Here is a 12,561-nt window from a genome sequence, read left to right as displayed (position 1 = left end):
CAACAATGAAATTCGCCGGAGCACAATCATCGCTAATCTCCCATGCTAAGGAAGCGGCAACGGATACTTGAAGTCGACGCTAGGGCCAATGTCCAGCTTTTCGTAGTTGCGCACGTTGAAATTGGACCTTCGCGCCAGGAAGCCGACGCTCGTCGTCAACGTAACATCGTTGCCGAAATCATATTTGAGACCGACTGAAGCCGACGGGTAGTAATCAACCGGCCGCACCCCGACAATCGGGGTCTGGAACCAGTAGATGCGAAAACGGCCTCCCCCCAGCACCGACCAAGGGCCCACAATGCTCTTCTCCAACGAAAGCTGGAGATCGATTGAATATCGCTCGGACGCAGCAATCTCCGCCCAGCGATGTCCAAGGGTGAAGCGCGGAACAACCAGCAGGCCAGCCTCCTTGAACAAATGTGGCTGCGTGATGAAGGCGCTAAGGTCGTACGCGGTGTTCGAATGGCCGGCATAGAAGCCGTCAAAGAAGAACTTCGTGTCAAAGTTCGCGCCAACAGTTAGTTCGCCGCTGGTCTTGGATAGCGTCGTGCCGGCGGTGGTCAGAGCATTGTCGGCGATCCGATCCGTATAGCTTTCTGTCGTGTTCCGCGCATAGATGGTGTAAGCCCAGCCGTCGGCCGATTTCAGCCCGTAGGTTAGCCGCAGGAACGGCACGCCGTAACCGGCGTCAATTCTGCCGGTGCCTGTCGCCAGGGCGTTATCCGTGTAGAGAGCTCCGAACGAGCCATCAAGAACAAGGCTTTGCTGAAGCCCCGACATCATCGTCATCGGGACGGCCGCACTCGGTTCGGCGCCGTGAGCGGACAATCCGCTCCACGTGACGCAAACACCTACGATCGCACAAATGCGTTGCACTGACATCGGCGCCCCCCACACCAATTTTGTCAATTCAGCACATATTCAACCTCTTGTTGCAAGATCATTCGCCGTCGCAAGAAAAATCAGCCCGCAGCAGTTGCAGAATCGCGACACTCCCTCGGAGAGGCATTCGTCACTGACGACAGCAAGCAGGTACCGCTAACTTCGCCATCTGGGTTTCAGCCGCAACTCACTGTAAATCCGCAAACTGCAATCAGGTCAGACAAGTGCCCTACTCCCTCGCCATCTTCGACCTCGACGGCACCCTCGCCGACAGCTTCCCCTGGTTCCTGCGCACCATCAACGACGTCGCCGACCGCTTCGGCTTTCGCCGTGTGGCCGATGAGGACGTCGAGGGGCTGCGGCATGCCTCGTCGCGCGAGATCCTGAACCGGCTCGAGGTGCCGCTGTGGAAGCTGCCGGCGATCGCGCGGCATGCGCGGCGGCTGAAGGCGGAGGCAGCAGCCGAGATTTCGCTGTTTGCGGGCGTCGAGGCGATGCTGCGGACGCTGGCCGAGAACGGCGTGCAGCTCGCGCTGGTGACCTCCGACAGCGAAGCCAATGCGCGCGAGAAGCTCGGCGAGACCGCCGCCCTGTTCGCGCATTTCGACTGCTCGGCGTCGCTGTTCGGCAAGGCCGCGAAATTCCGCCGGGTCGTCCGCCGCGCCGGCGTGGAGCCCGGCCGCGTCATCGCAATCGGCGACGAGGTCCGCGACATCGACGCGGCGCGCGCCGCGGGGATTGCCTGCGGTGCGGTCAGCTGGGGCTATGCGGCCCCCGCGGCGCTGCAGGCGCTTGCGCCGGATCATATGTTCGAACACATGCGCGACATTGCCGAGACATTATGCGGAAACGTAGGGTGGATTAGCGAGGCGTAATCCACCACTGTGCGTATCCGCAGAGACAAAAGAAGTGGGTTACGCTGGCGGACTGCGCTTCGCGCAGCCGCAGGCTAACCCACCCTACGAACTGTTCGGGGAGACGGTGATGACACTCACTGACACAGCTCGCCTCAAGCTCCTGGAGCCGCCGGTCGAGCGGTTGCGGGTCGTGCTCGACACCGACACCTATAACGAGATCGACGACCAGTTCGCGCTCGTGCAGATGCTGCTGTCGAAGGACCGCTTCGATGTCGAGGCGATCTACGCCGCGCCGTTCTTCAATGCGCGCGCGGACAGCCCCGGCCATGGCATGGAGCTCAGCTATCAGGAAATCCTGCGCCTGCTGGACCGCCTGAACGTCGCGCCGGAAGGCCTGGTTCACCGCGGCGTCACCGACTATGTCGGCCCCTGCAAGACGGCGCGGACGGCCCCCGCCGTGGACGACCTCATCGCTCGGGCGCGCGCGGGCTCGCCGGACAATCCGCTCTACGTCGTCGCCATCGGCGCCATCAGCAACGTCGCCTCCGCCCTGCTCAAAGCCCCTGATATCATCGACCGTATCGTCGTTGTCTGGCTCGGCGGCCATGCGCTGGAATGGCCCCATACGGTCGAGTTCAACCTGAAGCAGGACGTCGGCGGCGCGCAGGTGCTGCTCGACAGCGGCGTGCCGCTCGTCCTCGTCCCGTGCCTGGGCGTCACCTCCCGCCTTCACTCGACGGTGCCGGAGATCGAACGATACGTCGAACCCCACGGCAGCATCGGCGCGTTTCTCGCCATGCGCTTCAAGGAATATTCGTCCGACCACATGGGCTGGGCCAAGGAGATCTGGGACATGGCGCCGGTCGGCTGGCTGCTGAACCCCGTGTGGGCACCGAGCGTGATCATCCCCGCTCCCGTCCTCACGGACCAGATGACGTGGAGCGTCGATCGCCGGCGCCATCCGATCCGCTACGTGACCTACGTGGATCGCAACCCGATCCTGAGGGATTTTTTCCTGAAGCTGAAGGCGTTTGCCGAAGCGAAATAGGGCTCAGTGCCGTAGCCCGGATGAGCGCAGCGATATCCGGGACCGTCAGCGCTGAAACGAGTCCCGCATGTCGCTTCGCTCATGCGGGCTACGGCCAGCGGGCAATTCCCCTACTCCGTCCGCCGCAGGAACGCCCCGAACGCACGCGGGCCGTCGCCGGTCTTGACTTCGCCGATCACCTTCAGCTCGGCAGCATCGATGATAACAAGCGTGTTGCTCTCCCAGCAGGCGACGATGACGCGCTTGCCGTCGGCGGTTGCATTGATGCCTTCGGGGTAGTCGCCGACGGTGATGCGCTTCACCGGTTTCAGTGTCGCAACATCGAACACGCTGACGGTGCCGCCATACTGGTCCGTGACGAAGCCGCGCCCCTGCGCCAGCGCCACCGCATAGGGACGCATCCCGACCGCCACGCGGCCGATCTCGGACCCGGCGGCGATGTCGATCACGGAGACGTCGTTGGAGCCGACATTGGCGGTGTAGGCGCGCTTGCCCTCGGCATCGATGGTGACGCCGAACGGACGCGTGCCGACCTTGATGGTCGCCTTGCGCGCGCGCGTCGCCGTGTCCACCACCGAGACGCTGTCGTCGTCGCGGTCCGCCGAGAGCAGCAGCTTGCCGTCTGGCGTCACCGCCAGGCCCGACGGCGAGGCGCCGACCGCGATGCTGGCCGTGACGCCGCGCGTCGCGGCGTCGATCACCCGCACCGCCGCGGCGTACCAATCGGCGACATAAACCGTCTTGCCGTCAGGCGCCACTGCAATGCCGAGCGGGCCGCCGCCGACCTCGATCCGCCCCTCGACCTGCCGCGTCGCTGCGTCCACCACCGTCACCGCCTTGGCATCCGGGCTCGTGACATAGGCAAAGCGGCCGTCGGCGCTGACGGCGACGCCGGCCGGCTTGCCGCCAATCGGAATGGTCGCCACCGCACGTGCGGTGGCGAGGTCCACGACCATCAGATCGTCGCTGAGCTGGTTGGTGACGAACGCCTCTTCGGCGAAGGCGTTGCCGAAGCAGGCAAGGCTGGCGGCCAGCGCCGCCAGGACCAGGGCCCGCACGGTCAGCTTCCGCTCTCGACCTTCTTCTTCAGCGCCTCGAGGCCGGCCCGATAGAGCCCCTTCACCGCCTTCACCGCGGCCTCGTCGCTCAGCTCCGGCGGCGGATCGTTGTTGGGAAAGCCGCGATAGAACGCGCCGGCCCATTCCAGCGTCGAGGCCTTGCCGTCGGCGCTCGGCGTTACCGTCAGCGTCGAGGAATAGTTGGTGACCGGCAGCACCTTCACGTCGACGGTGGTGATCCGGTAGGAATAGGTCATCGCGGCCGCGTCGAACTTGTAGAGCTCCTCGTCGACGGTGGCCCCGCCGGTCAGCGTCAGCCGCCGCGTCGCGCCGATCTCGTTGCCCTTCTCGCCCTCGGTCTTGGTGACGGGCGGAAGCCAGCTCATGTCCTGGAAATTGCCGATCACCGCCCACACCTTGGCCGGGGCTGCGTTGATCTCGATGGATTCGCGCACCTTCTGCCGGGTCGGCCCGTGCGCCCAAACCGGCTCAAACGCGGCCGCCAGAGCCATCCCCGCCACCGCCAGCGCCGCCACCCCGGCGACCGCCGTTCCGCTTCTCATCCTCATACCGTTTCCTCACTCCTGGATCTGCGCGACTTGAGGCGCGCTGCGATCATCGTAACGCATTTTCGGGCCGTGGGGAGACCGGTTCGTGGCACGGCTGTGGCGGGGATCGCGACCCACATCCACGCCATCCCTTGCGTTGCCCGACGGGCAAGACACACAAGGGAGGGGTCAATCCGTCCCCATCAAAACAATTCGCTTTACGCGAATTCGGAATTATCGCATGTTCCGGTCATCCCAGCCCGGCCGAGGGGCGTATCGCGATCGTCACGACATGCGGGATGGGACGTGGTGGACGCAGGCGGCGTCGGCGCGAAGGTGGTTTGCAGGGCGGCTCACGCCGTGAGCAACTGCCTGCGCGCACACGACCGGTGCAGCCTGCGTACGGCAAAATCGTGTGGTCCTGGCATCCGGGGTCTGTGTGCCAAGTCTTGCGGTGACGTGCGCTGCCCAACCGGGCGGGCGCGTCAGCCATCCGCAAGGTGACGGGGGCAATAGTGCATCGCTCCCCGGGGAGATCACGATATAAGCCGTAAAACCACTGCGCAGGGAAGGCCGGATGTTTGGCTTCACCTGTATGCCGCTGTGCATCTGTTTCCAGCGCATTTCGCGCACAGCGGACCGCGGGTGCCAGCCGGCACCCGGCCTTCCCTGCGCCCTCGGCACCTTTGAGGGCGGTGAATGCCGCAAAGCTCGGGCACGATGGGCCGCGAGGACGCGAAGTCGTGTCCCGTGTCGTCCGTAAGCGAATCTGATGAAACTCTGGACCAAAACTCCGTCAGGCCGCGTCGGCCGGCCTCACCCGCCGAGCGATCTCCGCGCCCTTCTCCCGCTCGACGACACCAATGTCGTACTGCCCTTGCAAGTCCAACCAGAATTGAGGGCTGTTGCCGAAGTAGCGCCCGAGACGCACCGCCGTGTCTGCGGAGATACCGCGACGTCCATTCAAGATATCGGTAATCCGGCCCGAGGGGACGCCGATGTCAATTGAAAGCCTGTTGGCGCTGAGACCACGCGCCGTCATTTCGCGTTTGAGCAAACGTCCGGGGTGCACAAGAGGAGGCATACTTCAGCCCTTATGATAGTCGACGATTTCAACCTCGTAGGCGTCGCCCTTGCTGAACTCGAAGCAGATGCGCCAGCGCTCGTTGACTATCATCGCCCATTGTCCTTTGCGATCGCCCTTCAGCTTATGCAACCCGACGCTCTTCAACGGACTCAGGTCACCAAGCGATTTTGCGACGTTCAACGCGAGCAGCAAATCAACGGCCGCCTCGAAGTCGAGCCCGCGAAACTGGTTCGGACGCTCGCCATCCCAGACCTTGCGGCTTGCCGCATTCCGCCAGGATCTGATCGTGGCAGAAACATACTACGGAGTTCGGTGAACGGCAATGGATACGGCATTCACTCCGCCAGCGTCGCCTCCACGAAGCCCCGCGGGTCGTCACAAAACTCCCGCATCAACCGGTAATGGTCGGTCTCCTCCACCGTCACCGGCTCCAGCCCGTATTTCCCGAGCCGCAGCAGCCGCGCGTTGGGATAGGCCATCAGCATCGGCGAATGGGTTGCCATGATGACCTGGCAGATGCGGGAGTCGTCCATGCGTCGCAAGAGCCTCAGGAATTCGATCTGACGTGCCGGCGACAGCGCCGATTCCGGCTCGTCGAAGATGAAGATGCCCTGGCGCTGGCAGCGCTCTTCGAAGAAGCGCAGAAAACCTTCGCCATGGGAATGCGACAGGAAATCGGGACCGACCTGGCCGGCATCGCGTGCGGCCTTGTCCAGGTATCGCGCCACCGAGAAAAAACTCTCGGCGCGGAAAAACCAGCCATTGGTGATCTTCGGCAGCCAGCTCGCGCGCAACGCCTTGGAAAGCTGGCCACCCATCTTCTCGCGCGCGTCGGAATGGTCGACCGGCATGTACCCCTTGCCGCCACCGGCATCGTCGTAGCCGGCCAGCGCCGCGATCCCCTCGAGGATCGTCGACTTCCCGGTGCCATTCTCCCCGACGATGACAGTGATGGCGGCGTCGAAGTTGAGCTCGAAATCATCCGGAAAGATCGGCAGGCAAAACGGATAAGCCTCCCGATCGTGAACCTGCGATGGATCGAGCCAGACTCGCTTCAGATACGGCGCCGGCAGGTTGATCGTTCGACCGCTTCTTCGGCTCATGCCCGGCTTCCAACCTATTTCAACCCATCCCTTGATCGGAACATATCAAGAACACAATCCTCACGAAAGCTGCATTTGAGAAACATACAGAAACAAATCGACACAAACTCGATCTGCGTCACTTGGAGATGATTCAAACCTCGGATTGTAAGCAGGAACGCTCAAAAGACGCAGCTCTGAGACGATGTGCTGGCATGAGGCCGGCCCCCCACCTCGCGACCCGGCAATGATTGACGGACGTCCGGGACCGTAACGCCGCGAGGAATGCGCGATGGTCACAACGTATTTCAGTTACAACTACATTGCGCACAATCTCAAGCAGTCGCTGACGCGGGTCGAACAGCAACCGGACGTGGCGCGGGAGGCCGCCTATTACAAGGCCAACATCGGCAAGGTGAAGACCGTCGACGATCTGATGAAGGATTATCGCCTTTATCACTATGCGACGAAGGCCTATGGCCTCGAAGACATGGCCTACGCCAAGGCCTTCATGAAAAAGGTACTGGAGAGCGACCTCTCCGATCCCACCAGCTTCGTCAACAAGCTGGTCGACAAACGGTACCGGGAGTTTGCGGCGGCCTTTTCCTTCACCGGCGGTGCGAAGCCCGTTGCGCAATCGGAGAACCAGACCGATGAGATGATCGGTCTGTACACGGCGACCAAGAAGAGCCAGGTCGATGCACTTGCCGACGACTCGACATACTACAGCGCCCAGATCGGCAGCATCAGCAGTGCAGACCAGCTTCTGAACAACGATCGTCTTCGCAACTACGTCTATTCGGCATTCGGGATGGATGAAAGCAAGTGGCCGCGTGACACCATCAGCCAGGTCCTGCGCAGCGATCCATCCGATCCAAACAGCTACGTCAACACCACCTTCGCGTCTCAGTTGCCCGGCCTCAACGCCCAGCTTGCGCAAGCACAATCCGATGTCAGCGCCACCAATCAGAAAATCGCCGACTACACGGCCCAACTGTCGCAACCGGGCGCCGACGTGCCGCAGTTGAACCTCCAGATCCTGGTCGAGAAGTATCATCTGGACTCGTATTCGAAGAACGTCTCCAGCCTCAACGACCAGATCGGGACGATTGGCCGGTTCGTGGACCTGGCCGGCGCGTTCGAGTTTTCGTCCGACGGGTCGCTTCCGTCAGGTGTGTCCGCACAAACTGCTGCAAACATTACGATCACGAAACAGAAGTTCGACGCCAGCAAGGCCGCCGTGTACGACGCGGCAACCCCGTTGAGCGAAGCATTGGCTATCACGCACTTCAGAGCGGCCGTCCTCAAGGTCAACTCAGTCCAGGCGTTCGTGTCGACACCGGACGTGTACAATTTTGCGCTGGGCGCAGTCGGCCTCGACCCGGCGACAGCCTCGCAGGCCACGATCAAGGCTGTTCTCGAAAGCGACCTCAACGATCCCAAGAGCTTCGTCTATACCCTCAAGGACGATCGGTACGTCAAGCTCGCACGCGACTTCAACTTCGACGCAAAAGGCAATCTGACGACTCCCTTGGTGGCCCAGGACCCGGCTGAGGTCCTGAAGATTGCGAAGAGCTACGTCATTGCAGCGCTGAGGGACGCAAGCCCCCAGCAGCAGAAGGCAGTTCGGGAGCAAGCCCAGAAGGACGCGACGTCTTATCAGGAAGCCGTCGCAGACATCGGAAGCGTTTCCGACCTGCTCGCAAACCGGAAGGTGATCGATTTCATTCTCGTCGCCAAGGGCCTGGATCCCAAGAAGGTCAGCACCGAATTCCTCAAGAAGATCTTCAGCTCCGACCTGAGCAATCCCAAGAGCTTCGCGAACACGCAGAGCGATCCTCGCTTTGCCGAAATCGCCGGGACGTTCAACTTCAACAGCAAGGGCGACGTCGCGCGCCTCCCGATGCTGGGTCCTCAGAAGGGCGATCATTTTCGGGAAACGCAGGCGAACTATCTCCAGCAAAGCCTGGAGCAACAGCAGGGAGATACCAATCCCGGCGTGCGCCTGGCGCTCTATTTCCAGCGCAAGGCGGGGGACATCACGTCGGCATACGACATCCTGGCCGACCGGGCGCTTTCGGAAGTATTCAGGACCACATTCGACCTGCCTGATTCGATGGCTGCGATGCCGATCGATCAGCAGGCCAAGTTCGTGGACAGATTCATGAAGATCAAGGATCTGTCCGATCCCGCGAAGGTTGAAAAGCTCCTGAACCGTTTCTCCGCCATGTATGACATCAGAAACAGCGAGAGTACCGGTCAGGCTCAGTCTCCCTTGCTCAGCCTCTTTCAAGGATCGGGCTCAGGGATAAGTGACTCCACCTTCCTCGCCATCGCCAAGTTACAGTCTCGCTGATGACCGCTCGCCGATGCTAGCCTAACGCCTCGAGCACCAGCTCCATGGTCATCAACACAGGGTTGTCGCCGCGGATCAGACGGCCCTCTGCAATGCCGCCGGTGTAGTCGATCAGGGCAATGTCGAGCGCAGCTTCCAACGCGCCGGAATCACCTGGCGCTATGCTTCCCGCCGTTATCGCGAGTTCCGTCGCAAACGGCTCGATCACGCCGCCATGGGTGAAGCGCGCACCGATGGTCGAGCCGACACCGCCATGGATTTTCGCGCGCGAAATGCCTCGCTCGCGGCAGAATGCTTCGAGACAGAACGAAAAATCCTGATTGGGCCGCAGGCGGAGCGCGAAGGCGCGGCTGGTCGTCCGCGTGCCGGTGCTCGCAGCTGCGACCGGCCCGAACAGCTTGAAATTCGTCTCCGGATCAGGTTCGGCGGTGAACATCGCACCATCAACGCCGAAGGCTTCGACCTCGAACGGCTCGGCGACGACAGTCTCGTCCGGCAGCATATGGCCGCCGCTTGGCTTGCCGTCCGCCTCGGTCCAAAGCCCGTGGCAATGAAAGAACGGCGCGCCGTCGCGTATGCCGAGCGTCATGCTGCCGAGCTTCGTGCGCGTCACGCCCTTGGGCCGGAACGTCTCGCTGTAGAACGCAGCATTCTCGCCGGTCTCGGACAGCGCCGGCATCACATAGGCGAACGGTCCGAGCGTGCCACGGCCAAAATTCAGCACGCCGCTCGCAAAACCTTCCGCCGCAAAGCCGCGGCGCGCGGCCTCCAGCAGCGGCAGGCCTGCCTGAAGCGTGAACGTGAAGGCGCGTCCCCTCGCCTCCACCCATTGGATCCGTTCTGCGCTGGCTGCGCCCGGCTGCCTGATGCTGCGCATGACCTTCGCTCAGCCTGTTTTCGTCTTGTCGAGGTCGAGCAATCCCCGCGCCTCGAGTTCGTCGCGCACCATCCGCTTCGGCACCTTGCCATAGCCGGACTTCGGCAGCGCTTCCCAGAAGAAGAACCGTTTTGGCATCTTGTAGCGCGGCACCTTCGGGCCGAGGAACGCCGCCATCTCCGCTTCGCTCACCGGCTTCGCTCCCTCGCGCGCAACACACACGGCCACGCCGACCTCGCCCCACGTCGCATCGGGCACGCCGAGCACGGCGACCTCGCCGACCGCAGGATGCGTCAGGATCTTCTCCTCGATCTCGCGCGGATAGATGTTGGAGCCGCCCGAGATGTACATGTCGGAGGCGCGGCCAGTAATGTAGACGAACCCCTCCTCGTCCATGTGGCCGAGATCGCCGGTGCGGAACCAGCCGTTGCGGAACGCCTTCGCATTGGCCTCGGGGTTGTCGTAATAGCCGGCGAGCACCGCAGGACCGATCACGCAGATCTCGCCGCTCTGGTTCGCCCCGAGCTCGCGGCCCTCGTCGTCCTGGATCGAGACCTGCATACCGGTGCGCTCGAAGCCGCAAGTGCCGATCTTCGCATGCGGGCCGTCCTCGGGGTCGTGCAGCGCCGCCGGCAGCACGGTGATGTTGCCGGTGACCTCGCCCAATCCAAAATACTGAACGATGACCTTGCCGAGCTTCTTCAGCGCGGCCTTCTGGTCCTCGCGATACATCGGCGCGCCGGCATAGATCACGTGACGCAGCGAGGAGTGATCGTATTTATCGGCGGCGGGATGCTCGACCATCATCTTCAGGATCGTCGGCACGGTGAAGAGATTGCTGACCCGATGCTTTTCGATCAGTCCGAACGCCTCGTCGATGTCGAACTTCTCGGTCGGCAGCAGCACGGTGCGTACACCACGCGCGGTCTGCACCAATTGATGCACACCGGCGCCATGCGAGAGCGGCGCCACCACCAGCGAGGCATCCTCCTCGGTGACGCCAGGTGTCAGATCTGCGAGATGGTTGGTGACGACAAAGCCCATCTGGCCGTGGGTCAGCACCGCGGCCTTGGAGCGGCCCGTGGTGCCGGAGGTGAAGAAGAACCAGCAGGGATCGTCGTGCTCGACAGCGACGTTCTCGACCACGCGCCCCGCCTGCGACGCAATGGCATCTGCAACCGACGTCTCGCCGAACGCGCCCCTGCCGTCAATGCTCCAGGTGAACGCGAGCGCGCCGCCCTTCACGGCCGCCGCATGCTCGGGAAAATCGACATGGCACAGAAACGCCTTCGCACCGGAGGCCTGCGCGAGATAGGAGACCTCGTCCGGCATCAGGCGGAAATTGGTGGGCACCCAGACCGCACCGAGCCGGAATGCCGCGAACATCGAGAAGAACATCTCGTCGCCATTCTTGGAATGGACCAGGATGCGGTCGCCCTTGGCGATGTCGCGCGCGGCGAGCGCCGCCGCCAGCGCCGAGACCTGCGCGTCGATCTCGCGCCAGGTCCAGGACTTGTCCCCCCAGACGAAGCCGGGACGCGATCCATGCCGCCGCGCATTCTGGGTCAGCATGTGAGCGAGATTCATGACGCGGCGGGACATGCGCAGGGGCTGCATGGGGCTTCCTCTTCGACGGCGGACAGCGCGCAAGCCGCCCGCTCCTTGCAGCCCATTTATCGCCAACGCCCGCACCGCCGCAAGGCCGCCGGCCGCACCCCTGCTCTACGGCTGCTTGAACGCGAACGGCGTCGCCGTGATCGCCTTCTCCTTGACGCAGGCCTGCGCGCCAAAACCGCCGCAATAGCTGCCATGCAGATCGAATCGGACGGTGCGCGCGGCGCCGCGCTTGATCGGCGGGGCCACGATCTTGTAGCTGCGGATATAGCCGTCGAACACAGGGCGCACGCTGCCGTCCGGCAGCGTCACCAGGATGTTCATGACGCAGCCGCCGGTTCCGCAATAGGTGGTCTCGCGGTCCCCGCATTTGGTGTCACGGAAATCGACGATGTAGTCGTCGCGGCCGTCACCTGTCAGGTCGATCCTGCGCACCGTGTCCGGCGCAAAGGTTACCGCGCCGCCGTCCTGGCTGTCGCATTCCTCATTGGCGTAGTGCAGCGCCTTCTGCACACCGGCTGGATAGTCGGCCGGGTTGAACGGTCTTGCGTCGTCGGCGCGCGCAGCGGTGACGAGCAGAGCGAGCAGGAGGATGAAACAGCGCATGCGCATTTGTCGCCGACGCAGCCGCAACCGTTCAGGGAATTTTAAACATGATCGGCGCAACCTCAGCCAGTTCTCGCGTACAGAGTGCCGCATCATGGTCAAAGCGCCCGCCTTCCTCCTGCTATCGCTGGCGCTTGCCGGATGTGCCGTGGCGCCGCAGGCGCATCTCGCTTCCGATCCCGCCTTCAAGCCTGCGCGCTATGCCTGGGATGGTGCCGGCGAGGATCCCAACCAGCCGCGATCCGCCCCGGGACCATCGCGCGCAACACGATCCGCCACAGCATCCGAACACCACAGATCGCAAGCAGGCCTTCAGCCCTATTCGAAGGAATGGTGGCAGGCGCAGGACGGCATCGAGGCCGAACAGGACGCCAGGGTCAACCGTTCCCTCGTCATCTGCCAGGGCTGCCTCCGCCAGCAGCCGCAGCCCGAGGACGCGCGGCTGGCCAAAGCGACCGATTGAACCGAACGGCCGCTCCATCAGTCTACAGCGATACGCGCCGACGCCGGCCGCTCAGGCCCGTCGCCGCGCGCCATCACCTCAGG

The 12,561-nt window shown here is 63.1% G+C and carries 13 protein-coding genes; 4 read left to right on the top strand and 9 right to left on the bottom strand.

Annotated elements, in window-relative coordinates; genetic code table 11:
* Nucleotides 1-45: 45 nt before the first annotated feature.
* The gene (locus A3M7_RS0126475) at nucleotides 46-789 is read right to left on the bottom strand and encodes a hypothetical protein (protein WP_049823694.1); all 744 of its coding nucleotides are present in this window, start codon (nucleotides 787-789) and stop codon (nucleotides 46-48) included.
* 317 nt (nucleotides 790-1,106) lie between these two features.
* Between A3M7_RS0126475 and A3M7_RS0126470 the strand changes: the two genes are divergently transcribed.
* A complete protein-coding gene (locus tag A3M7_RS0126470; RefSeq protein ID WP_027546633.1) occupies nucleotides 1,107-1,757 on the top strand; it encodes an HAD-IA family hydrolase in 651 nt (216 codons plus the stop codon).
* 109 nt (nucleotides 1,758-1,866) lie between these two features.
* Complete coding sequence (locus A3M7_RS0126465) at nucleotides 1,867-2,787, top strand: nucleoside hydrolase (RefSeq protein ID WP_027546632.1); 921 nt, start codon at nucleotides 1,867-1,869, stop codon at nucleotides 2,785-2,787.
* A gap of 110 nt (nucleotides 2,788-2,897) precedes the next feature.
* Here the strand turns inward: A3M7_RS0126465 and A3M7_RS0126460 are convergent, their stop codons facing one another.
* From A3M7_RS0126460 to A3M7_RS0126440, 5 genes are all read right to left on the bottom strand, one after another.
* Complete coding sequence (locus A3M7_RS0126460; RefSeq protein WP_027546631.1) at nucleotides 2,898-3,845, bottom strand: cytochrome D1 domain-containing protein; 948 nt, start codon at nucleotides 3,843-3,845, stop codon at nucleotides 2,898-2,900.
* Between the two features lie 2 nt (nucleotides 3,846-3,847).
* Nucleotides 3,848-4,414 carry an SRPBCC family protein gene (locus A3M7_RS0126455; RefSeq protein WP_027546630.1) on the bottom strand — a complete coding sequence of 189 codons (567 nt, stop codon included), beginning with the start codon at nucleotides 4,412-4,414 and terminating at the stop codon, nucleotides 3,848-3,850.
* 775 nt (nucleotides 4,415-5,189) lie between these two features.
* Nucleotides 5,190-5,477 carry a HigA family addiction module antitoxin gene (locus A3M7_RS0126450; RefSeq protein ID WP_027546629.1) on the bottom strand — a complete coding sequence of 96 codons (288 nt, stop codon included), beginning with the start codon at nucleotides 5,475-5,477 and terminating at the stop codon, nucleotides 5,190-5,192.
* 3 nt (nucleotides 5,478-5,480) lie between these two features.
* On the bottom strand, nucleotides 5,481-5,672 hold the full coding sequence (locus A3M7_RS0126445) for a type II toxin-antitoxin system RelE/ParE family toxin (protein ID WP_245284324.1): 192 nt from the start codon (nucleotides 5,670-5,672) through the stop codon (nucleotides 5,481-5,483).
* Between the two features lie 143 nt (nucleotides 5,673-5,815).
* The gene (locus A3M7_RS0126440) at nucleotides 5,816-6,583 is read right to left on the bottom strand and encodes an AAA family ATPase (RefSeq protein WP_027546627.1); all 768 of its coding nucleotides are present in this window, start codon (nucleotides 6,581-6,583) and stop codon (nucleotides 5,816-5,818) included.
* A gap of 271 nt (nucleotides 6,584-6,854) precedes the next feature.
* Between A3M7_RS0126440 and A3M7_RS0126435 the strand changes: the two genes are divergently transcribed.
* Nucleotides 6,855-8,918 carry a DUF1217 domain-containing protein gene (locus A3M7_RS0126435; protein ID WP_027546626.1) on the top strand — a complete coding sequence of 688 codons (2,064 nt, stop codon included), beginning with the start codon at nucleotides 6,855-6,857 and terminating at the stop codon, nucleotides 8,916-8,918.
* A 16-nt stretch (nucleotides 8,919-8,934) separates the two neighbouring features.
* Here the strand turns inward: A3M7_RS0126435 and A3M7_RS0126430 are convergent, their stop codons facing one another.
* The 3 genes from A3M7_RS0126430 to A3M7_RS0126420 all read right to left on the bottom strand — a co-directional run bounded on the left by A3M7_RS0126430 (nucleotide 8,935) and on the right by A3M7_RS0126420 (nucleotide 12,015).
* The gene (locus A3M7_RS0126430; RefSeq protein WP_027546625.1) at nucleotides 8,935-9,795 is read right to left on the bottom strand and encodes a PCC domain-containing protein; all 861 of its coding nucleotides are present in this window, start codon (nucleotides 9,793-9,795) and stop codon (nucleotides 8,935-8,937) included.
* A 9-nt stretch (nucleotides 9,796-9,804) separates the two neighbouring features.
* Complete coding sequence (locus tag A3M7_RS0126425; protein ID WP_027546624.1) at nucleotides 9,805-11,412, bottom strand: acyl-CoA synthetase; 1,608 nt, start codon at nucleotides 11,410-11,412, stop codon at nucleotides 9,805-9,807.
* 105 nt (nucleotides 11,413-11,517) lie between these two features.
* Nucleotides 11,518-12,015, bottom strand: coding sequence for a hypothetical protein (locus A3M7_RS0126420; RefSeq protein ID WP_027546623.1), 498 nt, complete (start codon nucleotides 12,013-12,015; stop codon nucleotides 11,518-11,520).
* Between the two features lie 94 nt (nucleotides 12,016-12,109).
* Between A3M7_RS0126420 and A3M7_RS49880 the strand changes: the two genes are divergently transcribed.
* The gene (locus A3M7_RS49880) at nucleotides 12,110-12,478 is read left to right on the top strand and encodes a hypothetical protein (protein WP_027546622.1); all 369 of its coding nucleotides are present in this window, start codon (nucleotides 12,110-12,112) and stop codon (nucleotides 12,476-12,478) included.
* Nucleotides 12,479-12,561: the final 83 nt, after the last annotated feature.

The sequence above is a fragment of the Bradyrhizobium sp. WSM2254 genome (genome assembly GCF_000472645.1).
GTDB classification, from domain to species: domain Bacteria; phylum Pseudomonadota; class Alphaproteobacteria; order Rhizobiales; family Xanthobacteraceae; genus Bradyrhizobium; species Bradyrhizobium niftali.
Note: the sequence above shows the minus strand (reverse complement) of the source record. Positions and strands in the feature narration are given on the sequence as shown.

Coding starts and splice junctions, on each gene's coding strand:
- A3M7_RS0126475 (WP_049823694.1), bottom strand. CDS start 789: ATGACGATGATGTCGGGGCTTCAGCAAAGCCTTGTTCTTGATGGCTCG.
- A3M7_RS0126465 (WP_027546632.1), top strand. CDS start 1,867: ATGACACTCACTGACACAGCTCGCCTCAAGCTCCTGGAGCCGCCGGTC.
- A3M7_RS0126455 (WP_027546630.1), bottom strand. CDS start 4,414: ATGAGGATGAGAAGCGGAACGGCGGTCGCCGGGGTGGCGGCGCTGGCG.
- A3M7_RS0126450 (WP_027546629.1), bottom strand. CDS start 5,477: ATGCCTCCTCTTGTGCACCCCGGACGTTTGCTCAAACGCGAAATGACG.
- A3M7_RS0126440 (WP_027546627.1), bottom strand. CDS start 6,583: ATGAGCCGAAGAAGCGGTCGAACGATCAACCTGCCGGCGCCGTATCTG.
- A3M7_RS0126435 (WP_027546626.1), top strand. CDS start 6,855: ATGGTCACAACGTATTTCAGTTACAACTACATTGCGCACAATCTCAAG.
- A3M7_RS0126430 (WP_027546625.1), bottom strand. CDS start 9,795: ATGCGCAGCATCAGGCAGCCGGGCGCAGCCAGCGCAGAACGGATCCAA.
- A3M7_RS0126425 (WP_027546624.1), bottom strand. CDS start 11,412: ATGCAGCCCCTGCGCATGTCCCGCCGCGTCATGAATCTCGCTCACATG.
- A3M7_RS0126420 (WP_027546623.1), bottom strand. CDS start 12,015: ATGCGCTGTTTCATCCTCCTGCTCGCTCTGCTCGTCACCGCTGCGCGC.
- A3M7_RS49880 (WP_027546622.1), top strand. CDS start 12,110: ATGGTCAAAGCGCCCGCCTTCCTCCTGCTATCGCTGGCGCTTGCCGGA.